This is a genomic window from Brevibacterium renqingii (assembly GCF_017808095.1).
GTDB lineage: Bacteria > Actinomycetota > Actinomycetes > Actinomycetales > Brevibacteriaceae > Brevibacterium > Brevibacterium renqingii.
Genome location: NZ_JADBHG010000001.1, coordinates 64,609 through 90,196 on the forward strand (window position 1 = coordinate 64,609; position 25,588 = coordinate 90,196).

Below are 25,588 nucleotides of genomic sequence, written 5' to 3' on the forward strand. Positions count from 1 at the left end.
CCTCCTCAACTGCGGACTTCTGCACCGTGACGCTCGGCGGCCAGCTCCGTCGCCGCCTCCCGCATCGCCGAGGCCTCGTCGGCCTTGAGCGTACGGTCGGGAGCACGGAAGGTCAGGCGGAACGCCAGCGACTTCTTGCCCTCGGGCAGCTGGTCGCCGGTGTAGAGGTCGAAGGTCTCGAGCAGTTCGAGCTCCTCCCCCGCACCCTCGCGCAGGGTCGCGGCCAGAGTCTGAGTGGGCAGCTCGGCATCGACGATCAGCGCAACATCCTGCCGCGACACCGGGTAGGTCGACAGGGCACCGCCCCAGGACCGCAGGTCCTCCTGCGCCAGCAGCGCGTCGAGGTCGATCTCGAAGGCGACCGTCCGAGACGGCAGAGCGAGGTTCTCGCATACCTTCGGGTGCAGCTCACCGGCGTGACCGAGGATCTGCCCATCGGCGAGGACGAACTTGGCGGACCGACCCGGATGCCAGGGGGAGATCTGGTCGGCCTCGACCGTGACGTCGAGTCCGTTCGTCTTCGCGATCCGGCGGACCGTGTCGATGACATCGGCGGCCTCGGCCCTGCGGCCCTTGCCCCAGACGCCGGGCAGCTCCACATTGCCGGCGATGATGCCCGCGTAGTGGTACGGCTGATGCGGCACCGAGGCGTAGATGGCTTCGAGCTCCTCATCGCTCGGATGGTATCCGGGCAGGTGACGCGGTCCGGGGCCGGCAGGCAGGCCCGCCGAGGTGGACACGAGTCCGGCCTCGAACAGCGCGACATCCTTCGCCCCGCGACCGAGGTTGCGCACCACGAGGTCGACGAGCGTCGACAGCAGGTTGGTGCGCATGAGCGGCAGGTCTTCGGACATCGGATTGGCCAGACGCACGTGCTTGCGGCGCACATCGTCGGTTTCGAGCCGCAGCTGGTCATCCCGTTTGTCGTTCGTGAACGGGTACGACAGCACCTCAGTGAACCCGTCGGCGGCCAACAGGTTCGAGATCCGGCGGCGCGTCTTCTGCGCCACCGTCAGTCCGTTGCCAGCTCGGGCTGCGGGCTGGACGGACGGAATCCGGTCGTACCCGCCGGTGCGGGCGACTTCCTCGATGAGGTCGACGTCATCGGTGATGTCCGTGCGCCAGCTCGGCACGGTCACTGCCAGCCGGCCCTGGGCGACGAACTCGACTGTGGCGCCGATGCTCTCGAGCAGGCCGGTCACCTCGGCGGTGGAGTAGTCGACTCCGACGAGCGATGAGACGCGGTCGACCGGCAGTTCGATGACGGTCGGCTCGGGAGCCTGCCCGATCTGCGTGGTCGCTTGGCTGAGCGTTCCGCCGCCGAGTTCGACGAGCAGATCAGCACACCGACGCGCGGCCACGGGGCCGAGCTTCGGGTCCACACCGCGCTCGAAGCGGCGCGAGGCCTCCGAGGACAGCCTGTGCCGGCGGGAGGTGCGGGCGATCGAGATCGGGTCGAAGTGCGCGGCCTCGATGACGACGTCGGTGGTCTCTTCGCCGACTTCGACGGCGGCGCCTCCCATGACGCCGGCCAGACCGATGATCTGTCCGCCCTTGCCGCCGCGGTCGGTGATGAGGAGGTCCTCGGCATCGAGTGTGCGTTCGATGTCGTCGAGGGTCGTGAACTTCTCCCCGGCGCTCGCACGGCGGACGACGATCTCGTCGCCGAGCAGCGCGGTGTCATAGGCGTGCAGGGGCTGGCCGAGTTCGAGCATGACGTAGTTCGTCACGTCGACGGTCAGGCTGATCGGACGCATGCCCGCCTGCTGCAGGCGGCGCTGCATCCAGAACGGGGTCTTCGCTGTCGGATCCAGCCCGGTGACCTGAACGGCGGTGAACTGGTCACAGCCGGGAACCTCGTGGATGGGGTTCGCGTCGTCGATCACGACGGGGAAGCCGTCATCGGTGGGGGCGTTCACCTCGGCAGAGGTGGGGCTGCCGATGTCGGTGAAGGTCTGGCCCTTCATCTGGGCGTATTCGCGGGCGATGCCGCGCATGGACAGCTGGTAGCCGCGGTCGGGGGTGACGTTGACGTCGAGAGTGACCTGGTCGAGGCCGAGCAGGGCGATCGCGTCATCGCCGGGCTCACCGGTCAGATCCAGATCACTGAGCACGATGATGCCGTCGTGATCCTCGCCGAGGCCGAGCTCCTTGGCCGAGCAGATCATGCCGTCGGACTTGTGCCCGTAGGTCTTGCGCGCGGCGATGGCGAAGTCACCAGGCAGGACGGCTCCGGGCAGGCAGGCGACGATGAGGTCACCGGGCACGAAGTTGTGGGCTCCGCAGATGATGCCGCGGCTGGGCACCTCGGGGCCGGGCTGCGGGTCCTTCGGGTCGTCGAGAGCTTCGTTGTGCTCCGGCCCGACGTCGACGCGGCACCAGTTGATCGTCTTGCCGTTCGAGTGCTCTTCCTTGACGAGGTCGAGCACGCGGCCGACGACGAGGGGGCCGGTGATCTCGGGGCCGAAGAAGTCCTCTTCCTCGAGTCCGATGCCGGCGAATTCGGCGGCCAGGGCATGGGGATCCGTATTAGCCGGGAGATCGACGTAGTCGGCCAGCCAGTTCAGTGGGACGCGCATATCAAGCCTTCATTCCGAAACGGGCCGAGAAGCGCACATCGCCTTCGACCATGTCGTGCATATCGTTGATTCCTTCGCGCAGCATCAGGGTGCGCTCGATGCCCATGCCGAAGGCGAAGCCCTGGTAGACATCGGGGTCGATGCCGGCGGCGCGCAACACATTGGGGTGGACCATGCCGCAGCCGCCCCATTCGATCCAGCCGGGGCCGCCGACCTTGTTGGGGAACCAGAAGTCCATCTCCGCGCTCGGTTCGGTGAACGGGAAGAAGCTCGGACGCAGGCGGGTCTTCGACTCGGGGCCGAACATTTCGCGGGCGAAGCCATCGAGGGTGCCCTGCAGGTTGGCCATGGTCAGGCCCTTGTCGATGGCGATGCCTTCGATCTGGTGGAAGACCGGGGTGTGGGTGGCATCGAGCTCATCGGTGCGGAAGGTCTTGCCCGGGCACACGACGTAGAGCGGCACACCGCGTTCGAGCAGCGAGCGCGACTGCACCGGGGAGGTGTGGGTGCGCAGGACGAGTCCGGTCTCAGGAGGGTCGACGAAGAAGGTGTCCTGCATCTGCCGGGCCGGATGGTCGGGGCCGAAGTTCAGCGCGTCGAAGTTCAACCACTCGGATTCGATCTCCGGGCCTTCGGCGACCTCCCAGCCGAGGCCGATGAAGTAGTCGGCGGCCTGTTCCTGGATGAGGCTCAGCGGGTGGCGAGCGCCGAGCTGCCTCCGGTTGCTGGGCAGGGTGACGTCGATGGCCTCTTCGATGAGGACGGCGGCGTCGCGTTCGGCTTCGAGTTCGGCCAGGCGAGCGTCATGGGCCTGCTTGACCTGGCCCCTGGATTTGCCGACGATCTTTCCGGCGGCGGCCTTATCGGCTTTGTCGAGTCCTCCGATGGCCCTGTTGGCGAGCGCCAGCGGAGACTTGTCACCCGTGTGGTCGATCTTCGCCTGTTTGAGTTCGTCGAGGCTGTGGGCGTCCGCGAAAGCGCTCAGGGCCGCGTCGACGGCCTGCTTCACGGCGGACTCGTCCAAGGGGTCGAGCTGATCTGTCATCAATGTCCTTCTGTCCGTGTCGAATTGGACCGAATGTCTCTTCGCTCTCAGTCTATCGTCTCCGATGGGGGCCCTTGCGGCGGCGTCCGCGGGGTGGGTGGAGCGGAAACGAAGGGGTGAGCGGGGACCGAAACGATGGGCCTGGTCTGGCTGGATCGGTGGGGCCGCCTCGATGTGGGCGAGGTCATATTTACGGCGGGCTATGCGCGGTAGTGTCGTGCGTATGACGACTCAACGAGCATCCGATGTCATGGTCAAAGCTTTGGAGAACGAGGGCGTCGAACGGATCTTCGGCATTCCCGGCGAGGAGAACATCGATTTCATCGACTCCCTCCGCCAATCGTCGATCGAGTTCGTCCTCACCCGGCACGAGCAGGCCGCGGCGTTCATGGCCGCCACCTACGGACGGCTGACCGGCAAGCCCGGCGTGTGCCTGACGACGCTCGGGCCGGGCGCGCTCAACCTCGCGACCGGGGCTGCGTACGCCCACCTCGGCGGGATGCCGGTGATCATGATCACCGGGCAGAAGGGCATCCGCACGGCCGAGCAGGCGGCGTTCCAGATGGTCAACACGGTCGCGACGATGGATCCGCTGACGAAGGAGAGCAAGCAGATCACCTCGGCGGCGATGATCCCGACGATGGTCAGGGACGCCTTCCGCGTCGCCCAGGCCGAACGGCCCGGCCCGGTCCACCTCGAACTGCCCGAGGATATCGCCGGTCTGCCCGTCGAAGGGTTCGAACTCATCGAACCGCACACGAACGGTCGGCCCGTCGCCGCAGAAACGGCGATCGCGAATGCGGCCAATGTCATCCGGGAGGCGAAGAAGCCGCTGCTCATGCTCGGTGCGGATGCGTCACGATCCGAGTGCAGCGAATGCCTGTCGCGCTTCGTCGCCGGGATGCGCATCCCCTACTTCACCACGCAGATGGGCAAGGGCTCAGTGTCCGGATCCTCGGACCTCTACCTCGGTACGGCGGCGCTGACCGACCGCGACTACGTCCACGACGCGATCGAGGAAGCCGATGTCATCGTCACCATCGGCCACGACACGACGGAGAAGCCGCCGTTCACCATGGACGGGAACGGCCCCACCGTCGTCCACATCGGCTACCGCTCCGCTGTCGTCGAGCAGGTGTACTTCCCGCAGTTCGAGGTCATCGGCTCCCTGGGCCCGTCCCTCGACAGGCTCGCCGAGGTGCTCGGAGGTCCGGTGCCCACCGCCGAGGCGCTGCTGCCGATGCGTGAGAGCATCATCGCGCACACCGCCGAAGGATCCGATGAGGACCGGTTCATCCCGCAACGCATCGTCCGCGAGGTCCGCGACGTCATGCCCGTCGACGGGATCGTCACCTTGGACAACGGCATGTACAAGATATGGTTCGCCCGCAACTACCGCACCACCAGGGCCAACACCCTGCTGCTCGACAACGCCCTGGCGACGATGGGTGCCGGGCTGCCCTCGGCGATCGGGGCGAAGCTGACCTACCCGGAACGTCGGGTCATGGCCGTCGTCGGTGACGGCGGGTTCATGATGAACAGCCAGGAGATGGAGACCGCGGTGCGACTGGGCCTCGACCTCGTCGTGCTCATCCTCGAGGACAGCGCCTACGGCATGATCCGGTGGAAGCAGGAGTGCGACGGCATGCCCGACTTCGGCCTGACCTTCGGCAACCCGGACTTCGTCAAGTACGCGGAATCCTATGGCGCGACCGGACACCGTCTGGAGGACGTTTCTGAAATGAATTCGGTGCTGTCATCGGCGTTCGAGGCCGGTGGAGTGCACGTCGTGGTCGCCCCCGTGGACTATTCGGAGAACAAGCGGGTGCTCATCGACGAGCTGGGGCAGCGGTGAGACGCGGTCGAGCCCTGTGGACCTAATCGGGCGGGTGGTCGATTGCTGCGGTCATGGATCTTCACGATCCTGCTGGGGATCTCCGCGCTCTGTGCGTGGGGTTCTCTCGGCGAGGTCGTCAAAGCGCTTTTCCGAGACCGACCGATCGCTTCACTGCTCTGGATGGTCTTCGGGGTGACGACCGCCTCGGCGATAGCCGTTTGGTTCGTGTTTCGGTCGCGAGGTGTCGATCTCGAGGTCAAAAGCTTCATCGGCAGCCTTCCGCTGGGAGTCGTGTTGCTGTGCTCGCTGGTGGGCGGATTCGTGCTGCCGTCACTGCTGGTCGGCGGAACTGATGTTATCGACGTGACAGTCACCGCGGTCGTCGTCGCTGCGGTCTGCGGTGGAGTGATGGTCTACCTCCGCAGAACCTATTTCACTCCCCCGGACAGCCCGGAACAGTTGGACGCTGACACCTAGTCAGTTCAGTCATTTCTTGGAACCCAGATCCACCCTTCTCGTAGCGCATTCGACTTCAAATCAGCAGGGGCCGGTTCGCATCTGCCCAAATAGGCTTCCAGTGCGATGCTGGCGGCCAGCACTGCGTCCAACGCATTGTCATCGGCGACGCAGAAGTCCCTGTGCCCGTTCCACTCCAAGTTGGGAAACTTCGCGGATAGGTCATCGACCAGCTGGTGCCGGACTTCAGAATTCTTTTGTCCTTTGTAACCACGATGTCGCAGACCCCACGCTTTCAGCGCTGCCGCAGGATAGACCTCGTAAACAGAACCTGACCCGTCTCGGGCAACTGGGACTCCCTCTGCCCTCAGCTGAGCCTCAATACCTGCCCAGCGCATTGCTGCATAGGCGATCCGCTCGGTGGCTACGCTCAAGGGCCAGACACCGGTGCAGCGTTGGACGAACCGGTCAGTTTCCCTCAGCGCCAGCCCCCGTCGCCATTCGCGGTCGGTGGTCTCCGGCGCTGCCAGGTTTCCGCTGGCGTGGTCGGACACGAACTCGACGAATCTCTGTGGCCAGCCAAGAGGTACATCGATGCCGGTCCCGTCCACCTGAGCGATTGTGGCCCGGATAGCGTCATCGTCGGCGCCGAGGAGAAGGTGGTCAATCCTTATTCGCCCATTGAGCGCGTGCAGCTCATCGATACTGAGTATTGCGAGGCCCGTGCGGTTTGCCTCAGCTGCGAGGTCGACTCCGGCAACTCTCATCCCGACCTTCTTTCCGTGTGTATCCACTAGGTCATCGACTCGCTCAACGGAGGAACCGACGACGGACGCCGCTTGCTGACCAGTGTTTTCAGTACGCTGGTGGGCGCTCTGGAGACTCAAACGGATAGCGGGCGCGGAAGTCATCGGCGATCTCGCCCATGGTCACGATCTTCACTCCGTCGTGTCCGCCGATGTAGTCCAACAGTCGCTCGAGCATGAGCAGCACCTGCGGTCGGCCGGACACGTCCGGGTGGATCGTGATCGGGAAGATCGCATAGTCGAGTTCGCGGTAGACCCAGTCGAACTGGTCGCGCCACAGGGTCTCGATATCGCGGGGATTAACGAAGCCGTGGCTGTTCGGGCTGCCCTTCACGAACAGCATCGGTGGCAGGTCGTCGACGTACCAGTTCGCGGCGATCTCGACGAGATCGATCTCCTGACCGTGTTTGAGCGGCTTCATCCACGTTTCCGGCGACTGCGAATAGTCGATCGGCGTCCATTCGTCGCCGACGATGGAGTAGTAAGGCACGAAATCCTTATGGCTCTGGCTGTGATCGTAGTCAAAACCGAACTTCTTGAGCAGCTCTGGAGTGTATGCGCTCAATTCCCACCATGGTGCGACGTATCCGCGCGGCTGTCTGCCGGTGAGGTTCGTGATGAGCTCGACGGACTTCTCCATGATGATGTCTTCCTGACGGTTCGTCATCGCGACGGGGTTCTCGTGGCTGTAGCCGTGGGCGCCGATCTCATGTCCGTCGTCGTGCACCATCTTGCATTGGTCAGGGAAGGTCTCGAGCGAATGACCGGGGATGAACCAGCTTGCCTTGAGGTCGCGGCGTTTGAGCATCTTCAATAGCCTGGGAACTCCGATCTCGCCGGCGAAGATGCCCCTCTGAATGTCCGAGGGAGAGTCCTCCCCACCGTAGGAACCGAGCCAGCCTGACACTGCATCGATGTCGATACCGAGTGAAACGAAAATCTCTTTGGCCATCTTGCGCATCCTCCATCGATTCGAAAGTGAGAACGCGGACTCGCTACGGGCGAATGCCGCGATGCTGTGAGTCTTTCACCGAAGAATGAGCTGCGCAATAGGTTTCTCACCTGGTCAGAGAGCGTGCTTCGCCGCGAGGCAGCGCCCACACTCACTCCACGGTGATGCCGAGTTCGGAGGCGAAGAGTTCGGCGAAGAGCATGAGCTGAGTGTCGTCAATGGTCGCTCCGCGCAATGAGTGCACTCCGGAGATCTTGTGCGGCTCCAGCCCCCGGATGTCGACATTGCCGAGGGCGGCACCTTCACACTGGAACACGCCGACACTGCTTCCTGGAAACGCGACCCGGCTGGCCTTGGCACGGTCGAGGTCGATCTCGTCGATCTTGCAATCGCGGAATTCGACGTCGGTGAGTTTCGCCCCGCGTAAGTTGAGATACGAGATGCGACAGTTGGAGATGAGCACCTTCTCCCAGACACTGTCGTAGACGACACCCGCACCGATCCGCGTGCCAGAGATCTCGGTGTGCAGCAGATTCCCACGGGGCATGTTCCAGGTGTCAGCGCGGCAGTCCATGATCTCCGTTCCCGAGATCCTGACTCCGGTGAGATCGATCGGACCTTCGCCATCGCCGAAGTTGACGTTCGACCATCGGCAGTCGAGGAACGTCGCTTGCGTGGCGGCCGCCTCGGCGAGGTCGAGGTCGGTGAACTCCATGCCTTCAAGGAATTCCTCTCGACCGATATCGCCGAGGCAGCCCTCCACGAGATTCTCGAGGCTGATCTTCGTGGGGCGCGGGTTCTGAACTGTCATGCGCCCACCCTATTCGGTGGCGGTGACATGCCGCGTCGGCGGCACGTCCTCAAGAACATTGACGATAGACGGCGGTCTAAGTATCGAGTTCCAACAGTCGTTTGTTAACGAAATATTCGACAAGCGAATAGATGATCAGGCCGGGGATGAGCATCGTGAACATCATCCGTGCGGCCGAGACTGCGCTGTGCGAGTTGAAGTCGATCGCCCAGCAGAGCAACCCGATGACGGCAAAGAGCGCTACGTTGAACAGCCCGTCGTGGAGGGACTTTCTGCGCAACGTGTGCAGACTCTGCGGCTCGGTGGTTGCGGCATTCAAAGCTGAAATCCTCTCTGCAGTCTTCGCGGTCTTCGCCGAATCGACTCATTCTCCGGTTCTCAAGCGGCTACACAATCGCCTTCGTGCTTCTCGGAACCTCGACGAAGCCGAATCTCTTCACTGCCGACACGTAGAGGATGTACTCCTTGAGCAGAGCAACAGGCAGCACAATTGTGACCAGCACCTGCGGTACCGACGGTGACGCACCAGTGCCGAAGTCGAAGACCCAGAAGATATACGACACAGCCGAGAAGCAGACCACGGAGTCAACAGCTTCGTTGAGGTGATGACTCCGCAGCATCGCGAGAGACTTCGGCCGCTCAGACGCTTCAGCCATTCTCACCTCACCACGCTGATCATTCCGACGGTCTGGACAGACTCCTTGTCGTTACCGTAACGCAGATCGGCGAAGAGTTGAACCACTTCCGTAGTGCACTACTGCCCCGGAGGTGTCGAGGAGATACCGCGGCAAGAGGCGTCGCGACCGCGCCACAGCCCTTCACATCCGCTGGTTCCGCGCGCTCTCGTAGATGCACACGCCCGCAGCGGTACCGAGGTTGAGACTTTCCGCCGAGCCGTAGATCGGCACAGCCACGGATGCATCGCACAGTTCCAGATCGTCGACGCTCATCCCCCAAGCCTCATTGCCGAACACCCATGCGGTTCGGGCGGTCAGGTCGAGGCCGGTGTCCCACGGGTGGTGAAGGTCGTGAGCTTCATCGTTTGCGTCGGCGGCGAGGACCTGCAGGCCACGAGCGCGTGCGAGTTCGGTCACCTCTGAGAGTCCGACTCCGGTGACGACGGGAATGTGAAAGAGCGAACCCACGGTCGAGCGGACGGTCTTGTCGTTGTAGACATCCACCGACGACGAGGTGAGCACGACAGCATCGGCGCCGGCAGCATCGGCCAGACGGATGATCGTGCCCGCATTGCCGGGGTCACGAACCTGCGAGAGCACGACGACGAGCTGTGCTTCCTTGTTCACCACCGAGGTCAGCTCCACATCCAGGGCCTTGCACACGGCCACCACGCCCTGAGAGTGCACTGTCGTCGCGAGCTCCGTGAGCACCTCGGGAGTGACGATGCTCGCCTGGAGGCGTCCGTGCTTGGCCGCGGCCAGGAACTCCGGATGGTTCTCGGCGGCTTCCTCGGTGATGAAGAGCTCTACAACAGACCCCTTACGAGCCAGAGCCTCGCGCACGGCCTGTGGCCCCTCGACGAGGAACTGCCCGGTCGCCTTGCGGTCACGACGCTTGAGCAGCTTTGCGGCATTCTTGATCCGCTTCGACTGGGGCGAGGAGATGACGTCTGGGAGCTTCATGCGTGCGTGGTCCTAAGAATTGAGGGAGCGAATGTAAGGCAGAGACGAACTCTGCCCGAACAGACTCAACGGCCCCGAACCATGTCAGTTCGGGGCCGTTGGCAGTCACCGAGGTGACCGGAGTCTTAAGATGACGCTGCTCAGGCGGCGTCGGTCTTCGCTGCGTTGACGTCAGCAGGAAGAGCGTCCTTGGCGACCTTGACCAGGTGCGCGAAGGTGGCCGAGTCGTTGACAGCGAGCTCGGCGAGCATGCGACGGTCGACCTCGACGCCAGCGGCCTTGAGGCCCTGGATGAAACGGTTGTAAGTCATGCCGTTGGCGCGGGCGCCGGCATTGATGCGCTGGATCCAGAGGCGACGGAAGTCACCCTTGCGCTTGCGACGGTCACGGTAGCTGTAGACCAGCGAATGGATGACCTGTTCCTTGGCCTTGCGGTACAGGCGCGAGCGCTGTCCGCGGTAGCCGCTTGCCCGGTCGAGGATGACCCGGCGCTTCTTGTGAGCGTTGACCGCTCTCTTCACACGTGCCACGTGTTACTCCTTCGAAGAATTCTTATCTGCCGGCGGTGCCGGACTCTGGTTCAAGCTGTGGGAGCCGATGATCGGCTGCCCGGGGATGTCCCGGAATCTGCCCGGAACGAAGACCCATGAAAGGGTCTCACCTGCCCTTGAGCTTGCCCAGAAGCTTGCGGGCCTTGGCGCGATCTCCGCCGGTGATCTCCTGGTCGGTGGCCACGCGACGCTTACGCGCCGAGGTCTTGCCCTCGAACTTGTGCTGGTTGTTCACGCCTTCACGCATGATCTTGCCAGTGCCAGTCACGCGCATGCGCTTCTTGGCGCTGCTGTTCGTCTTCTGCTTCGGCATGGTGCCGTTCTCCTTTGCAATTCGTTGCAGGCGGTGACCGCCGGCAACTACTTCACACGCACAGACCCGTGAGGCCTCGAACGCGACGTTACCTAACTTCTCACGCGTCCGGGTTGGCTGCGTTCTTCTCTGCAGCGACCCGATCGCGACGGGACTTCACCTCAGCGGTCTTGCCCTTGGCACCTGCTGATGCCTTCCGGGCCTCCGCCTTGGCGTCAGACTTTGACTTGAGTGGGGCGATGACCATCACCATGTTGCGTCCGTCGACTCGCGGGGAGGACTCGACGGTGCCGAGGTCCGACACATCTTCGGCGAGGCGGTTGAGCAGCTTGATGCCCATCTCGGGGCGGGACTGCTCACGGCCACGGAACATGATCATGACCTTGACCTTGTCGCCGCCTTCGAGGAAGCGGGTGACGTGGCCCTTCTTCGTCTCATAATCGTGTTCGTCGATCTTGAGACGGAAACGAATCTCCTTGAGCGCGGTGTTCGCCTGGTTCTTCCGGGCTTCCCTGGCCTTCTGAGCAGATTCGTACTTGAACTTTCCGTAGTCCATGAGCTTGGCTACGGGTGGCTTCGCCTGCGGTGCTACCTCGACGAGATCGAGATCCGCCTCGCGGGCGAGATCGAGTGCCTTGCGAATGGCAACGATACCGACCTGTTCACCATTGGGTCCGACCAACCGAACCTCGGGAACCCGAATCCGGTCATTGATGCGCGTCTCGCTGATGTGTTCACTCCTTTTTGCTCAAATGTGGTCGTGACAACGAAAAAGGCTCCCGTTGACACACATGCCAAGGGAGCCTGCACACTCGAGCAGTACGGAGTACCGTACGACTTCGGTGATACACCTCGATCCGGAACCCGTTCGGATACGTATCCTTCAGGCCAGATCTTTGGACCCGATCGCTCTTCGCGATCAAGGTGGGAGTCAGACTCCGCTTCGCACCAGCCTCCAGTGTACTACGCATCATGACTCTTCGCACATCGAGACCCTGAGGTGACCGGCAGATTGATTTATATGTCAAGCTTATGGCATGAGTTCTGAAGATTCCGTTCCCGCCGAGGCGATCGCCGAAGTCACCCGCGATATCGCCGAGGTGCCCGCCGTCGAGGTCATCACCTCCAGCGCCGTCCATCTCATGTCCGCCGCCGCCATCAAGTGCGGCCTGGCCGAGGACACCTCCGAGGGCCCCGGCTCCGACCTCAAGGACCTCGACGAGGCCCGCAAGCTCATCACCGCACTCGCCGGATTCGTCACCGGCGCGGCCACAGTGATCGGCGATCACCACGCCCGCCCGCTGCGCGATGGACTGCGCAGCCTGCAGCTGGCCTTCCGCGAGGCCTCCGAGGTCCCCGACGCACCGGGCGAAGGTCCCGGAGAGAAGTTCACCGGCCCCGTCCGCTGACCCACTCTCCCCCGCCGACGCCTTCGCGGCGTCGGCCGACACCGTCTGTCTGACTGCGGCCCCCGATCATCGGTCGGGGGCCGCAGTCATGTCCTCACTCGCCGAGGCTGCTGATGACCCCGCGCATGAGTTCGTCTTCGACGCCGTCGAGCCCCGGGCCGAACTGACCGAAGCGCAGAGCGTTGACAAGCCCGATGACGGCGACCCAGATCGTCACGGTGGACATGATCACCGCGCCCTCATACTCGAGGCCGAGTTCCGCCAGACCCTCACGCAGCGGCTGCAGTGCCGCTGCAGCCGGCAGTGGCTCAGGGGTGGGCCCCTCGCCGCCGCCCGTGCTGTCGGCAACCAGCTGCGCGAGAGCGACCATGATCCGCGTTCCGGGCACGACGGTCTCCTCGCGGGGTGCCTCATAGTCTGCGATCGGCGTTCCGTAGATGAGTGCCCACCGATTCGGATGGCCCCGCGACCACTCGAGCATCGCCAGCGCCAGAACTGCCACGCTCCGCTCCTTCGCCAGCGCCTCGTCGACGAAGTCTGCGATCTGATCGAAGGCATCGCGGATGAGGATCGTCAGCAGTTCGTCGCGGTTCCTCACGTAGCGGTAGACCGCGCTCGAGACGACGCCGAGCTCGCGGGCGATCGCACGCAGCGAGACCCCCTCAATCCCGTCCTCGTCGACCATCCTGTTGCCGATCGCTGTGATCTGCGCTTCTGTTTCGAGGCGGGCGCGCTGCCGCGGGGTCGTGTCCGTCATAACTGCACCCTACTTTCAGAGATCGTGCGTAACAACAGTGAGCAGTGCTCTTGTTTTGGGCACAGGATGGGTCTACGCTGAATTTCAGAGAGCACCGCTCTTGTTTTGTTCGGCATCACTGCCAAGTTTGTTAGGCACCACTGTCAGGGAGGACCTCATGAAAAGCGCACTCGTCATCGGCAACGGGCAGATCGGTTCCGAGATCTCCGCTCAACTCGCGGCACTCGGCGTCTCGGCGCGAATCGCCACCCGCACAGGTGCCGGCAAGCAGGCACCAGTCGGTGTGAGCGCTGCCGATTCGGCATCATCTCTCGCACACTCTTCTGCTTCTGCTCCCGCTCCCGTGCACATCAAGTCCGATGCCAGCGATCGGGATCAGCTGGCCCGGGCTGCCGAGGGCGTCGATGCGATCTTCGCCTGCGCTCATGCGCCCTATGACAGTCGGAAGTGGGAGCAGATACTGCCGGGGTTGGACTCGGTCGTCCTCGATACCGCTGACGAGCTGGGCATCCCTGTCGTCTTCCCCGAATCCGTGTACGCCTTCGCCGGCCTCGGTGCGCCGATCACCGAGACCTCCCCCTTCGCTCCGGTCGAGGACAAGGGACGGATCCGCAAGCGCCTACTCGAGGCCCGCGCCGCGCATTCTGCCGTCAGCGCCACCGTCGTCGCCGGCGATCTGCTGGGACGCAGCGCCGAACCCTGGTCCTCGGTCGTGCGGATGTGCATCACCGAGCCCATCTCCAAGGGTCGCCGGGCCGTGGTTCCCGCTCGCACCGACGTCGCTCACGGCATCACCGTCATCGCCGATCATGCAGCCGCGATGATCCGCTCCGCGCAGCTGCTCGAGGATGCCCCCGCGGGGACGCACCGGCTGTTCATCGCCCCGGCGTCGAATCCGACTCTCGGCGAGATCGCCGAGTTCACCTCGAACTCTCTCGGTCAGAAACCCAAGCGTCCCGTCTCGGTCCCGCGCTGGGTGACACGGGCGGCAGGCGTCGCCGAACGCTCCTTCTTCGAGCTCAACCGCCTAGCCCCGATCTGGTACTCCCCCTGCGTCATCTCCCCTGGCAAGCTCGCGGCCGAGGTCGGCACCACCGATTGGCGTGAAGGCGTGCGGCAGATGCTCTGAGGCTGTCCGCTCGAGAAGCTCACCGACCCCCTTCGATCTCGGAACTTGCAGCGCGGCTTTCGGCGCCACGTCGCTGCTTCCCCTTTGCGGCGGGATCGTCGATCTGACCTTCGGATCGCGCGACGATATAGGTTCCGGTGAGATCGCCCGTCACGTTGCACATGGTGCGGACCATGTCGAGCAGCGCATCCACCCCGGCCACGAGAGCGACAGCGGCGAAGGGCAGACCAGCCTGGGAGATGACAAGCGACAACATGATGAGACCGGCACCGGGGACGCCGGCGGTGCCGATCGAGGCCAGCACACCGACGGCCACGATCTCGAGCATCTGCACCAAGGACAGATCAACTCCGGAGACATTGGCGACGAACATCGCTGAGACGCCGACGTACAAGGCAGTGCCGTCCATGTTGATCGTCGCGCCTAACGGAAGGCTGAATCCGTAGGTGCTCTCTGAGATGCCGAGCTTCTCGGCGGCGCGCATACTCACCGGCAGGCTTCCGCTCGAAGAGCGCGTCACGTACGCAGTCAGCATCGGCTCCTTCGCGGCGCCGAAGAACCGTCGGACGTTGAGCCTGAAAGCGAGCAGGATCAGAACATACACGCCGATCATCAGCGCAACACCAAGATAGACGTTCACCGTCAGTTGGAGCATGGGCAGCAGTGAGTCGGCTCCGGTCTCGCCGACGACAACCGCGATCAGGGCGAACACACCGATCGGCCCATACTCGAGCACGCCCCGCACGATCTTGAACATGATCTCCGACCCTGCGTCAGACAGCTTCTTCACTGGTTCTGCCAGACTGCGCATCCATTCGCTATCGCTGTACAGCATGGATCCCAACGCGAGTCCGGCGATGACAGAAACGAAAATGACGGCGAGTACGTTGCCTTCGGCCATCGCGCTGACGATGTTCTCCGGAACGATGTTCAGAAATGTGTCGACAAGCGAAGGGGCCTGCTCAGGTTCCCCTCCGGTGCCCGGCATGTCGAGTCCCACGCCCGGGCTGATGATCAGCGCGAGCCCGAGACCCAGGGCGATGGCAACGGCCGAAGTAACCAGATAGTACCCGAAGACTTTTCCACCGACTCGGCCGAGATTGGATGGGGAGACGGACGCGGCACCCGAGAGCAGCGTCAAAAATACCAGGGGGATCACAAGCATCTGGAGCAGACGCAAGAACAGATCGCCTAACGGCTGCACTACGGCGATCGGCGGACCCACGATCAGCCCCACAATCAAGCCGAGCACCAACGCTATAGCGAACTTCCAGATCAGTGGAAATGCCAAATACCGTTGCCATGGGGTTCTGCGTTCCGGTGAAGCTGGTTTCACGTCTGCCATGAGTCATCTCTCCTACAGGTTCGTGTTCGAATTCTCCACACCTCGTTGTGAGGGGAGAACACGGTGAGTCATTGATCTCGACCGGGCTGGCGACGCCGGAGTGACTGCGGTCACGGAGGTCGCCCATGATTGATAAGCATAGGGGGCCTTGTCGCCCGAGCACACCCGTGTCGCTCAGTTCAGGGCCCGAGCAAGCGGCTCAGCCCCATCGCCTCGGGTGAAGAAACGGGTCAGGACTCGACGAGGCGGATGGCCAGCGAGTCGATCTTCGATACGAGTTCCTCATCGCCGGCCACGGCTTCCTGGAACCGGCGCACTTCGTCCTGCGGGACTTCGGATTCGACGCCGAGGGTGATGCCGAGCTCCGGTCCGCCGAGGTGGACGCTGTTGCTGCCGGGGCTGACGGCCAGCCGTGCCAACCAGGGAAACGACTCGGCGATGGCACGCAGACGGTGGGCCACCTCGGCGTCGGCCCAGGCCGGGGTCCACGGCTGGGACTGGACGAAGGCGAACATGGCCGGGCGGCGCAGCAGGAACGAGGACTCCGCGCCCGGGTCGAGGACGACGAGCTGGGACTCGGCCTCGATGGCGCCGAGCACGAGCCGTTCGGATTCGATCGGCACCGGCCGGGCATCCGGGTGCCAGGCCGTCAGCGGCGGGATTCCGGAGAAGCCCGGAGTGCACTCACGTCCGTCTTCGGCCTGCAGGCGGACCATCGCCATCTCCGAGGAGTTGTCGGACATCAGCCCGTTCTCCCCGACCTCCTGGTCGACGACCATGGGCACGATCGGAGCGTACAGCCTGGTCCCGGACAGTGCGGAGACGACTCGCTGGTGTGCCTCGGGATCCAGCGGCGAGGCCGCGACCTGCTGCATCGCTTCGAGGAGGGCGGCATCGGCTAGCCCGCTGTCGCCGGAGAACGGGTTGGGTTTGAGGTTCCGTCCGGCCCAGGCCTGCCCGGCCGAGTCCGTGGGCCCGTTCGGTCGGGTGGCATCCTGCGACTTCGCCGGATCCTGCGACTTCGCCGGGTTCTCTCCGCCTTCGGAACCGTGTGAGTGCGTGCTCAAGCGATCACCGTCCCGCGACGTCGAGGGCTTCTTCCAGGGTGAACTTGCCGGCGTAGAGCGCCTTGCCCACGATCGCGGAGTCGACGCCGAAGGGCACGAGTTCGCGCAGGGCGCGCAGATCGTCGAGGCTCGAGACTCCGCCCGAGGCCACGATCGGGGCGTCGGTCTTCTCGGCCAGGGACTTCAGCAGTTCGACGTTCGGTCCCTGCAGGGTCCCGTCCTTGCGCACATCGGTGACGACATAGCGCGCGCAGCCGGCGGCCTCGAGCGTTTCGAGCACCTCGTAGAGGTCGCCGCCGTCCTGCGTCCAGCCGCGCGCTGCAAGGGTGGTGCCGCGGACGTCGAGTCCGATGGCGACCTGGTCGCCGAAGCGGGTGATCATCTCGGCCGTCCACTCGGGGTTCTCAAGTGCTGCGGTGCCGATGTTCACGCGCTCGGCGCCGGTGTCGAGCGCGCGCTCCAGGCTCTCGGTGTCGCGGATCCCGCCGGAGAGTTCGACCTTGATGCCCACGGCCTTGACGACCTGGTTGAGCAGGTCGGAGTTCGAGCCGCGTCCGAATGCCGCGTCGAGGTCGACGAGGTGGATCCATTCGGCTCCCCTGTTCTCGAAGTCCTGAGCCGCGTCGATGGGTGAGCCGTAGTCGGTCTCGGTGCCGGCTTCGCCCTGGACGAGACGGACGGCTTTGCCGTCGGCGACGTCGACCGCGGGAAGGAGGACGAGCTTGTTCGAAGTGTCTGTCATTGTGACCTTTCTGCACGGGGTGCCACGGGTTTCGGCCAATGGTAGTGGGTGGGCTCGGTCAGGAACCGGGCGTCTGCGCCGCGAAGGATCCGAGCCAGTTGCGCAGCAGCCTGACTCCGGCCTCGGCGGATTTCTCGGGATGGAACTGGGCGGCCCAGGTGGTGCCGTCCTCGACGGCGGCGATGAACTCGCCGCCGTGGCGGGCGGTGGTCACCGTGGTGCCGGCAGGCGGGTCGCCGGCGGCGTAGGAGTGGACGAAGTAGAAGCGGTCGTCACGGATGCCGGCGAACATCTCCGAGTCCTCCGGGGCGCTGACCTGGGACCATCCCATGTGCGGTACGACAGTGGCGGCCAGGGCGGTGACCGCTCCGGGCCACAGTCCGATGCCCTCGGTCTCGACTCCGTGCTCATGCCCGCGGGCGAAGAACACCTGAAGGCCGACGCAGATGCCCAGCAGCGGGCGGCCCTGTTCGTGGCGGGTGCGGATGAGTTCGACTCCCCCGACGTTCTCGAGTCCGGCCATGACGGCGGAGAAGGCTCCGACGCCGGGGACGAGGAGGCCGTCGGAGTCGTTGATGACATCGTGGTCGGCGGTCAGCGTCACCTCGGCACCGGCGGCGGCGACCGCTCGCACGGCCGAACGGACGTTGCCGGCTCCGTAGTCGAGGACCGCGACGCTCGTCATCGTTTGGCTCCCTTGCTCAGCACGGACCAGATCCGCCACAGGGAGAAGCCGAGGACGATGACGCCGAAGACCGCGATGACCCAGGCGACGTTGTTGCCGCCGAGACCCAGCGCGATCCCGAAGGCGGTGACGAGTCCGGCGAGGACTGCGGCGATGATCCACAGCAGAGCGGTGCGCGCCACGGCGGCCCGTCCCGGTGTCATGGTCGCGGCGCTGGCCTGCAGCTTCGTCATCGAATCGGTTCGGATGCTGCCCTCGACGTCGTCGGCCGAGACGGTTTCGAGCAGGAGCTGTTCGAGCACATCGGGCAGGTTCTTCAGCGCCAGACCGGCCGGCACATCGGATTCGCGGGTGCCGTGGCGGTAGTGTCCGGCGTCGATCTGCTCCTCGCTGCGGACGAGCAGGAGGACTTCGTGTTTGCCGGCGAGCTTCGAGATCGCCGCGGCCGCCTCGTTGCCGGAGGCCACGTCCGTGTCGTTGAGGACGATTCCGCTGAACTCCCCGATCGGCACGATGGTCCCGGAGATGTTCGACAGCACACAGGCCGCGGCAAGCTGCTGGGCGACCCCGAATGGGGTCACGACGACGGTGGTGCTCACAGGACTCCCTTGGTGCTGGGGACGGAATTGCTGCGGGGATCTTCCTCCACGGCCGCGCGGAGGGCACGGGCGAAGGCCTTGTACTGGGCCTCGACGATGTGGTGCGGGTCGCGACCGCGCACGAGGTCGAGGTGGACGGTCAGTCCGCCGTGGAAGGCGATCGACTCGAGCGAGTGGGAGGTCATCGATCCGGTGAAGTGACCGCCGATGAGGTGATACTGCTGCCCTTCCGGTTCGCCCTCATGGACGAAGTAGGGACGGCCGGAGACGTCGACGACGCACTGGGCCAGCGCTTCGTCGAGCGGGACGGCGGCGAAACCGTAGCGGCGGATTCCGCTCTTGTCGCCGAGGGCCTCGCGCAGGGTCTGGCCGAGCACGATCGAAGTGTCCTCGACGGTGTGGTGGACGTCGATGTGGGTGTCTCCGGTGGCGGTGATGTCGAGGTCGATCATCGAATGCTTCGCCAGGGCCGTGAGCATATGGTCGAAGAACGGCACGCTCGTGGAGATGGTCGAGGCTCCGGTGCCGTCGAGGTCGACGGACACGGACACCGTGGACTCGGAGGTGGTGCGTGAGTTCTGGGCCTGCCTCATGGAGTGCCTTTCGTCGGGGCGGCGGGTGACGGAGTGGAGCTGTGGGGCGCGTCTTCGGACGAGTGTGGGCCGTCGACCGGATGCGCATCTTCGGCCGGTGGTGCGGCGAGGATGTCCGGGGATTCGGCGAGGATCTCGTCGATCGCGGTCAGGAACGCCTCGGTCTCGTCCTCGGTGCCGGCGTTGACGCGGGCGTGGCCGTCGATGCCGATGTCGCGGATGAGCACTCCGCGGTCGAGCAGCTTCTGCCACAGCTCGGCCGGGGTGGAGATATTGCCGAAGAGCACGAAGTTCGAATCGCTGTCGTGGACGCTGAAGCCGACCTTCGCGAGGTGGGCCGACATCCGGTTGCGGGAATCGATGAGTCGGTCGACGTTGCCCAGCAGCACGTCAGCGTGTTCGAGTGCGGTGCAGGCGAGCACCTGTGTGACCTCGGACAGGTGATAGGGCAGGCGGACGAGGCGGAGGACGTCGATGAGATCGGGATCGGCGATTGCGTAGCCCAGGCGCAGCCCCGCACAGGCGAAGGCTTTGCTCATGGTGCGTGAGACGACGAGGCGGGGACGTCCCTCGAGCAGGGTCATGGCCGAGGGCTTGGCCGGGCGGGAGAACTCCGCGTAGGCCTCATCGACGATGACGATCCCCGAGCAGTTGTCGTAGGCCGCTTCGATGACGTCGAGCCCGATCGAGGTGCCGGTCGGGTTGTTCGGGGTGCAGAGGAAGACGATATCGGGGTCGATCCGTGCGACCTCGGCGGCGACGGTGTCGGCGTCGAGCGTGAAGTCGTCCTTGCGGTCGACGCTGAGCCAGCTGGCTCCCGTTCCGGTTGTGATCAGCGGGTGCATCGAATAGGACGGCGTGAAGCCGAGCACGGTACGGCCGGGTCCGCCGAAGGCCTGGACGATATGGCTGAGGACCTCGTTCGAACCGTTCGCAGCCCAGATCATTGCGGGGTCGAGCTCGACGCTGTCCCCGGCACGTTCGTTGATGCCGGTGAGATAGGTGACGAGGTGTTCACGCAGTGCGGTGAACTCACGATCGGGGTAACGGTTGAGTCCGGAGAAGTGATCGTTGACGGCGGCACGCATGCTGTCGACGACGACGTCCGGGAGCGGATAGGCGTTCTCATTGACGTTGAGCTGGACCGGCACGTCGAGGTGCGGAGCCCCGTAGGGCTTGAGGCCGACGAGGTCGGAACGCACTGGCAGAGATTCGAAGTTTCCCACGCGATCATTCTACCGAGAGACCCCCGCCGCCCGGGCGGCGGGTCGGGGCGCGAGACTCGGGGAGGACTCCCCTTCTTCAACGGATCCCGGAAGGATCTGCGGCCTCCTCAGTTGGGCGCAGACTCAGCGGACAGGGACGTCGAGGGTCTGGCCGGGGTGGACGGTCGGGGTCGTCAGATGGTTGATCTCGGCGATATCGGCCACGACATCACGGGTGTCACGGTCGAGACCGAGGTTCGACGCCACGGTCCACAGCGATTCGCCCTCGCCGACGACGACCGCTTCGGCGTCGATGCCGATGCTCTCGGTCTCCGATTCGGCGACAGCGGCGGCCGAGAACGACTGAGTGGCGAGGAGGAGCGCTCCGCCGATGACGACGAGAGCAATGAGCAGGGTCCGGAGAAGGCGCACGGCCTGGCGTCCACGCGTGGTCAGGCGCAGCCCGGTGTTCTGTGCAGACATCGCATTACCTCTTTCATTCGTACGATTCCACCAGCAATCGGTAGAACGTCTGTTCTATTCAACATGCCAATCGAACAAATGTCCAGTCCAACTCGAACATCTATGCGACAATGAGAGGGAACCAGCGTTGTTGATCGATCTGTCAGAACCATCTCAGTCGGCACTGACACGAGAATCCCCGAAGCGGGGATCGCAGGGTTCGGCGGCAGGGAATAGAACGAAGGGGAACGAGCAATGGTTCAGAACAAGCGAGGCAGAGGCCGCCCGCGCAACGAGGACGTTGCCAGTGAGATCGCTGCCGCCCGCAGCGATGACGAGGTCGTCGAGATCCCAGAGGGATCGTCCGGAGAGGGCGATTTCCGCCTCACTCCCCGGCAGCGCCTCGTCCTCGAGACCATCGAACGCGCCGTCGTGACCAACGGCTATCCGCCGAGCATGCGCGAGATCGGCAAGGCCGCCGGGCTCGCCTCGCTCTCGAGCGTCGCCCACCAGCTCTCGCAGCTCGAACGCCTCGGCTATGTCCGCCGTGATCCGAAGCGTCCCCGCGCCATCGAGGTCGTCAATCCCTTCGAAGAGGAAGAGGCCGAGCGCGCGAAGTTCGAGGAGCTGTCGAACAACACCGTCCAGGTGCCCGTCGTCGGGCGCATCGCCGCCGGTGGCCCGATCCTGGCCGAGCAGGAGGTCGACGACGTCTTCTCCCTGCCGACCCAGGTCGTCGGCTCCGGCGACATGTTCCTGCTCAAGGTCGTCGGCGACTCGATGATCGACGCCGCCATCTGCCACGACGACTGGGTAGTCGTGCGCAAGCAGCACACCGCCGACAACGGTCAGATCGTCGCGGCCCTGCTCGACGGCGAGGCCACGGTGAAGACGCTCAAGCGCAAGGCCGGACAGCAGTGGCTGCTGCCGCAGAACGAGAACTACGAGCCCATCGACGGCAACTTCGCCCAGATCATGGGGCTCGTCGTCGCGGTCATCCGTCGCCTCTGAGGTCTCGTCGTCCGTCGCCTCTCAGGCCTCGGAGAGCCTCCGCCCGCGCTGACTTCTCCGAAAGCCTGCGCCGGAGCTGAGACCCGTGAAGGTCTCCGCAGCCGGGGAACAGAACGCCCGCGAACAGTCCGTTCGCGGGCGTTCTCTCATTCCTCTTGTGTTTCGGCCAGCCGTCCGAGGCTCGTGCGCACGAGCTGCGAATTCGTCGTCGGCCACATCCGCGGCATCGAATTGACGAGGAAGCCGGCATACCTGGCCGACCGCAGCCGCGAGTCGAGCACCGCCACGACTCCCCTGTCCTCGGTCGAGCGGATGAGGCGGCCGGCGCCCTGCGCCAGACGCAGTGCAGCATGAGTGGCGGACACGGCCATGAACCCGTTGACGCCGCGCTGGTCGGCATCGCGCGCCCGTGCCTGCATGAGCGGGTCGTCCGGCCGGGGGAAAGGCAGCCGGTCGATGATGACGAGTCGGTTCGTCCGCCCCGGCACATCGACTCCCTGCCACAGCGACATGGTGCCGAACAGGCAGGTCTGGTCATCGGCGGTGAACTGGGAGACGAGTGCGGGCAGCCCGTCGTCGCCCTGGAGCAGGATCGGGAAGTCGAACTTCTCCCGCAGGTGTTCGGCCGCAGCGTTGGCGGCTGCCCGGGAGGAGAACAGTCCCAGCGCCCCGCCGTTCGAGGCCCGCACGAGTTCCTCGAGTTCGGTCAGCGCCTCGGAGCTCAAACCGCTGCGCCCGGGCTTGGGCAGGTGGGAGGCGACATAGAGGATGCCCTGTCGTCCGTAGTCGAAGGGTGAGCCGACATCGAGGCTGTCCCATTTCGGGGCGTCGGGTCCGAAGAGCCCCAGTGAGGCTGCGACCGCGTCGAAGTTCCCGCCCAGGGACAACGTCGCCGAGGTGGCCACGACCGTGGATTCCTCGAAGATGCCCGAGCGCATCGTTCCGGCCACGCTCAGCGGTGCGACGACGAGGTTCGTCGTCTCCTTCTCCCGGAAGGTCGACCGGGACAGCCAGATGACGTCGTTCTTGCCCGGCTCGCAGAAGCGTTCGGCCAGTTCGAAGATCTCCTGGCACCGGGCCTTGGCCATCTGCCGACCGGCATCGGCGTCCTCGGACTTGCCGCCGATGTCATTGATGATCTGGCGCGCGGAGTCGCGGATCTGTGCCAACGCCAGTCCGAGCGCCTCGCTCATATTGAGGATGAGCCCTTCGGGCACGGAGGACTGGGCGCGTTCGAGTGCCGCCGCGGCCGAGTCGAGCAGGGACACGACCCCGTCCTGGACGGCGGTGTGCTTGCGCACGGAGCTCGTCGCCGCCGACAGCATGCTCGTGTTGATCTGCCCGGACAGCGCGTTCGTCACCCGGTCCTTGAGCTCGTGCGCCTCGTCGATGATGATGACGTCGTGGTCGGGCAGCACAGCCGATTCGCCGAAGGCGTCGATGGCCAGCAGGGCGTGGTTGGTGACGACGATGTCCGCCTCGGCGGCCTTGTTCCTGGCGATCTCGGCGAAGCATTCGGTGACCAGAGGACAGTTCGCCCCGAGGCAGTCGAAGGCGTTGACCGACACCTGCGACCAGGCGCGGTCGCTGACTCCGGGCATGAGGTCGTCGCGGTCACCGGTCTCGGTGATCTTCTCCCAGGTGCGGATCCGTTGGATCTCCTCACCCAGACCCGAGCGTTCGGAGGGTTTGCGTCCCGCCTCGGCGTCGGCCCCGAGGTCGAAGAGCATGCCCTCCCCCTCGTCCGGGTACCCGCCGGCGAGCTTGTGCTTGCACACATAGTTCCGCCGCCCCTTGAGCAGAGCGGCCCTCGGCAGCGGATCGAGGTCTTTCTTCACGGCCTTGAACAGCCGCGGCAGATCGCGGTGGATGATCTGAGTCTGCAGCGCCAGCGTCGCCGTGGACACGACGACCTTGCCGCCGGTGCGGGTGACGTATTCGGCCGCGGGCACGAGGTAGGCCAGGGACTTACCCGTCCCGGTTCCGGCCTGGACGAGCAGGTGGATCCCCTTGTCCACCGCCGAGGCGACCGCTTGGGCCATCTCCTGCTGACCGCTCCGGGTCGAGCCGCCGATGGCCCCGACGGCCGACTCGAGGAGTTCTTCGACGGTCACTGATCGATGACCAGGTCCGGACGCTGGAATTCGCGCAGTTCGTCGAGGAGCTCGGCCGGCACCTTGGCCTGCAGGCTCGTGCCCTCGGAGCCATGTTCTTCGTGTTCGACCGTGCCCAGGGCGTAGATCTTCGACACGAGGTCGCCGCGCTCATAGGGAATGAGCACGGTGATGTCGATATCGGGTGCCGGCAGCCGGGATTCGATGGCCTCGATGAGCTCGTCGATGCCGTCCTTCGTCGCGGCGGAGACGAACTGGGCCTGTGGATACTCCGCACGCAGACCGGCGAGCACGGCCTCCTCGGCGATATCGGACTTGTTGAACACGAGCAGTTCGGGGATCTCCCCGGTCTCGACGTCCTTGAGGACATCCCGCACGGCGTGGATCTGTCCGTGCGGGTCCGGGTGCGAGGCGTCGACGACGTGGAGCAGCAGGTCGGAGCCGGCGGCCTCCTCCAGCGTCGAGCGGAATGCCTCGACGAGCTGGTGGGGCAGATTGCGGACGAAGCCGACGGTGTCGGTGTAGGTGAACGTGAGCCCGTCGGCGGTCTGTGCCTGCCGGACGGTCGGGTCGAGGGTGGCGAACAGGGCGTTCTGCACCATCACCTCGGCGTCGGTGAGCAGGTTGAGCAGGGAGGATTTGCCGGCGTTGGTGTACCCGACGATGGCCACCGACGGCACGTGGTGGCGGGCGCGGTTCTTGCGTTTGGTCTCTCGGGAGGGGGCCATCCCGGCGATCTCACGCCGCAGCTTCGACATGCGGGTGCGGATGCGGCGGCGGTCGAGTTCGATCTTCGTCTCACCGGGTCCGCGCGAACCGATTCCGGCACCGCCGGCTACGCGGCCACCGGCTTGGCGCGACAGGGACTCGCCCCAGCCGCGCAGGCGCGGGAGCAGGTATTCGAGTTGGGCGAGTTCGACCTGGGCCTTGCCTTCGCGGGACTTCGCATGCTGGGCGAAGATGTCGAGGATGAGGGCCACGCGGTCGATGACCTTGACCTTGATGACGTCCTCGAGCCCGCGCCTCTGGCTGGGCGCGAGTTCGGAGTCGATGATCACGGTGTCGGCGCCGACGGAGGCGACGATCTCGGCGAGTTCGGCCGCCTTGCCCTTGCCGAGGTACGTGCCCGGGTCTGGTTTCTCGCGGCGCTGGATGAGCGCGTCGAGCACCTCGGAGCCGGCGGTCTCGGCGAGTGCCGCGAGCTCGCGGATCGAGTTCTCGGCTTCGGCCTGGGTGGTGTTCCAGATCCCGGCCAGGACAACTCGTTCGAGTCTGACCTGACGGTATTCGACCTCGGTGATGTCCTCGAGTTCGGTCGAGAGGCCGGCCACACGGGTGAGTGCGGCACGCTCGGCGAGATCGAACTGGTCGTCCTCGCCGGTGGTGTCGTGATCGCCGAGTGCTTGGGCACCTCGGGAGAGCACACGGTCGAGCATCGCTTTCCGACGCTCATTGTCTTCAGACGTCATTCATTCCTTAG

General features: G+C 64.9%; 27 protein-coding genes. 5 read left to right on the top strand and 22 right to left on the bottom strand.

The annotated features are described in order from the left end of the window. Positions 1 to 5: 5 nt before the first annotated feature. Positions 6 to 2,579, bottom strand: a complete 2,574-nt coding sequence (gene pheT, locus IIE29_RS00270) for a phenylalanine--tRNA ligase subunit beta (protein WP_209323210.1) — start codon at positions 2,577 to 2,579, stop codon at positions 6 to 8. 1 nt (position 2,580) lies between these two features. Then, a complete protein-coding gene (gene pheS / locus IIE29_RS00275; protein ID WP_209323211.1) occupies positions 2,581 to 3,624 on the bottom strand; it encodes a phenylalanine--tRNA ligase subunit alpha in 1,044 nt (347 codons plus the stop codon). 223 nt (positions 3,625 to 3,847) lie between these two features. On the opposite strand from pheS, the gene IIE29_RS00280 reads away from it, so the two are divergent. Both IIE29_RS00280 and IIE29_RS00285 read left to right on the top strand, forming a co-directional pair. Further along, positions 3,848 to 5,479 carry an acetolactate synthase large subunit gene (locus tag IIE29_RS00280; protein WP_209323212.1) on the top strand — a complete coding sequence of 544 codons (1,632 nt, stop codon included), beginning with the start codon at positions 3,848 to 3,850 and terminating at the stop codon, positions 5,477 to 5,479. Between the two features lie 174 nt (positions 5,480 to 5,653). Then, complete coding sequence (locus tag IIE29_RS00285; protein WP_209323213.1) at positions 5,654 to 5,938, top strand: hypothetical protein; 285 nt, start codon at positions 5,654 to 5,656, stop codon at positions 5,936 to 5,938. Between the two features lie 5 nt (positions 5,939 to 5,943). On the opposite strand, the gene IIE29_RS00290 is transcribed toward IIE29_RS00285, so the two are convergent. The 9 genes from IIE29_RS00290 to infC form a co-directional block, all read right to left on the bottom strand. After that, complete coding sequence (locus tag IIE29_RS00290) at positions 5,944 to 6,711, bottom strand: DUF429 domain-containing protein (protein WP_343071741.1); 768 nt, start codon at positions 6,709 to 6,711, stop codon at positions 5,944 to 5,946. Between the two features lie 61 nt (positions 6,712 to 6,772). Continuing rightward, positions 6,773 to 7,675 (bottom strand): polysaccharide deacetylase family protein, encoded by a 903-nt coding sequence (locus tag IIE29_RS00295; RefSeq protein WP_209323214.1) that lies wholly within the window; start codon positions 7,673 to 7,675, stop codon positions 6,773 to 6,775. Between the two features lie 151 nt (positions 7,676 to 7,826). Continuing rightward, the gene (locus IIE29_RS00300) at positions 7,827 to 8,486 is read right to left on the bottom strand and encodes a pentapeptide repeat-containing protein (protein WP_209323215.1); all 660 of its coding nucleotides are present in this window, start codon (positions 8,484 to 8,486) and stop codon (positions 7,827 to 7,829) included. Between the two features lie 76 nt (positions 8,487 to 8,562). Further along, entirely contained in the window at positions 8,563 to 8,805 is a 243-nt protein-coding gene (locus tag IIE29_RS00305) for a hypothetical protein (protein WP_209323216.1), read from the bottom strand. Between the two features lie 67 nt (positions 8,806 to 8,872). After that, positions 8,873 to 9,142: a hypothetical protein gene (locus IIE29_RS00310; protein ID WP_209323217.1), complete on the bottom strand. Its 270-nt coding sequence runs from the start codon at positions 9,140 to 9,142 to the stop codon at positions 8,873 to 8,875. 162 nt (positions 9,143 to 9,304) lie between these two features. Continuing rightward, a complete protein-coding gene (locus IIE29_RS00315) occupies positions 9,305 to 10,126 on the bottom strand; it encodes a TrmH family RNA methyltransferase (RefSeq protein ID WP_209323218.1) in 822 nt (273 codons plus the stop codon). 140 nt (positions 10,127 to 10,266) lie between these two features. Then, the gene (gene rplT, locus IIE29_RS00320; protein WP_025779787.1) at positions 10,267 to 10,656 is read right to left on the bottom strand and encodes a 50S ribosomal protein L20; all 390 of its coding nucleotides are present in this window, start codon (positions 10,654 to 10,656) and stop codon (positions 10,267 to 10,269) included. 127 nt (positions 10,657 to 10,783) lie between these two features. Further along, a complete protein-coding gene (gene rpmI / locus IIE29_RS00325) occupies positions 10,784 to 10,990 on the bottom strand; it encodes a 50S ribosomal protein L35 (RefSeq protein WP_209323219.1) in 207 nt (68 codons plus the stop codon). Between the two features lie 100 nt (positions 10,991 to 11,090). Beyond that, entirely contained in the window at positions 11,091 to 11,672 is a 582-nt protein-coding gene (gene infC, locus IIE29_RS00330) for a translation initiation factor IF-3 (protein WP_216629483.1), read from the bottom strand. 355 nt (positions 11,673 to 12,027) lie between these two features. Between infC and IIE29_RS00335 the strand changes: the two genes are divergently transcribed. Beyond that, on the top strand, positions 12,028 to 12,399 hold the full coding sequence (locus tag IIE29_RS00335; protein ID WP_209323220.1) for a DUF1844 domain-containing protein: 372 nt from the start codon (positions 12,028 to 12,030) through the stop codon (positions 12,397 to 12,399). 94 nt (positions 12,400 to 12,493) lie between these two features. Here the strand turns inward: IIE29_RS00335 and IIE29_RS00340 are convergent, their stop codons facing one another. Beyond that, positions 12,494 to 13,156 (bottom strand): TetR/AcrR family transcriptional regulator, encoded by a 663-nt coding sequence (locus IIE29_RS00340; protein ID WP_209323221.1) that lies wholly within the window; start codon positions 13,154 to 13,156, stop codon positions 12,494 to 12,496. 157 nt (positions 13,157 to 13,313) lie between these two features. On the opposite strand from IIE29_RS00340, the gene IIE29_RS00345 reads away from it, so the two are divergent. Beyond that, on the top strand, positions 13,314 to 14,285 hold the full coding sequence (locus IIE29_RS00345) for a Rossmann-fold NAD(P)-binding domain-containing protein (RefSeq protein ID WP_209323222.1): 972 nt from the start codon (positions 13,314 to 13,316) through the stop codon (positions 14,283 to 14,285). Between the two features lie 19 nt (positions 14,286 to 14,304). Here IIE29_RS00345 and IIE29_RS00350 read toward each other — a convergent pair whose 3' ends face one another. From IIE29_RS00350 to IIE29_RS00385, 8 genes are all read right to left on the bottom strand, one after another. After that, a complete protein-coding gene (locus tag IIE29_RS00350) occupies positions 14,305 to 15,630 on the bottom strand; it encodes a dicarboxylate/amino acid:cation symporter (protein ID WP_209323223.1) in 1,326 nt (441 codons plus the stop codon). Between the two features lie 230 nt (positions 15,631 to 15,860). After that, complete coding sequence (locus IIE29_RS00355) at positions 15,861 to 16,697, bottom strand: SseB family protein (RefSeq protein ID WP_209323224.1); 837 nt, start codon at positions 16,695 to 16,697, stop codon at positions 15,861 to 15,863. Between the two features lie 4 nt (positions 16,698 to 16,701). Beyond that, complete coding sequence (gene priA / locus IIE29_RS00360) at positions 16,702 to 17,439, bottom strand: bifunctional 1-(5-phosphoribosyl)-5-((5-phosphoribosylamino)methylideneamino)imidazole-4-carboxamide isomerase/phosphoribosylanthranilate isomerase PriA (protein ID WP_209323225.1); 738 nt, start codon at positions 17,437 to 17,439, stop codon at positions 16,702 to 16,704. Positions 17,440 to 17,497: 58 nt separating this feature from the next. After that, positions 17,498 to 18,124, bottom strand: a complete 627-nt coding sequence (hisH, locus tag IIE29_RS00365) for an imidazole glycerol phosphate synthase subunit HisH (RefSeq protein WP_209323226.1) — start codon at positions 18,122 to 18,124, stop codon at positions 17,498 to 17,500. Then, entirely contained in the window at positions 18,121 to 18,723 is a 603-nt protein-coding gene (locus tag IIE29_RS00370; RefSeq protein WP_209323227.1) for a hypothetical protein, read from the bottom strand. The genes hisH and IIE29_RS00370 overlap by 4 nt, the downstream gene beginning before the upstream one ends. Beyond that, a complete protein-coding gene (hisB, locus tag IIE29_RS00375) occupies positions 18,720 to 19,316 on the bottom strand; it encodes an imidazoleglycerol-phosphate dehydratase HisB (protein WP_209323228.1) in 597 nt (198 codons plus the stop codon). The genes IIE29_RS00370 and hisB overlap by 4 nt, the downstream gene beginning before the upstream one ends. After that, on the bottom strand, positions 19,313 to 20,542 hold the full coding sequence (locus IIE29_RS00380) for a histidinol-phosphate transaminase (protein WP_209323229.1): 1,230 nt from the start codon (positions 20,540 to 20,542) through the stop codon (positions 19,313 to 19,315). The genes hisB and IIE29_RS00380 overlap by 4 nt, the downstream gene beginning before the upstream one ends. 123 nt (positions 20,543 to 20,665) lie before the next feature. Further along, a complete protein-coding gene (locus IIE29_RS00385) occupies positions 20,666 to 21,004 on the bottom strand; it encodes a LysM peptidoglycan-binding domain-containing protein (RefSeq protein ID WP_209323230.1) in 339 nt (112 codons plus the stop codon). A gap of 234 nt (positions 21,005 to 21,238) precedes the next feature. On the opposite strand from IIE29_RS00385, the gene lexA reads away from it, so the two are divergent. Further along, a complete protein-coding gene (gene lexA / locus IIE29_RS00390) occupies positions 21,239 to 21,994 on the top strand; it encodes a transcriptional repressor LexA (protein ID WP_209323231.1) in 756 nt (251 codons plus the stop codon). Between the two features lie 146 nt (positions 21,995 to 22,140). Here the strand turns inward: lexA and IIE29_RS00395 are convergent, their stop codons facing one another. Together IIE29_RS00395 and hflX are read right to left on the bottom strand one after the other, a co-directional pair. Next, positions 22,141 to 24,108 carry an ATP-dependent DNA helicase gene (locus IIE29_RS00395; protein ID WP_343071742.1) on the bottom strand — a complete coding sequence of 656 codons (1,968 nt, stop codon included), beginning with the start codon at positions 24,106 to 24,108 and terminating at the stop codon, positions 22,141 to 22,143. After that, complete coding sequence (gene hflX, locus IIE29_RS00400) at positions 24,105 to 25,577, bottom strand: GTPase HflX (protein ID WP_209323232.1); 1,473 nt, start codon at positions 25,575 to 25,577, stop codon at positions 24,105 to 24,107. The genes IIE29_RS00395 and hflX overlap by 4 nt, the downstream gene beginning before the upstream one ends. Positions 25,578 to 25,588: the final 11 nt, after the last annotated feature.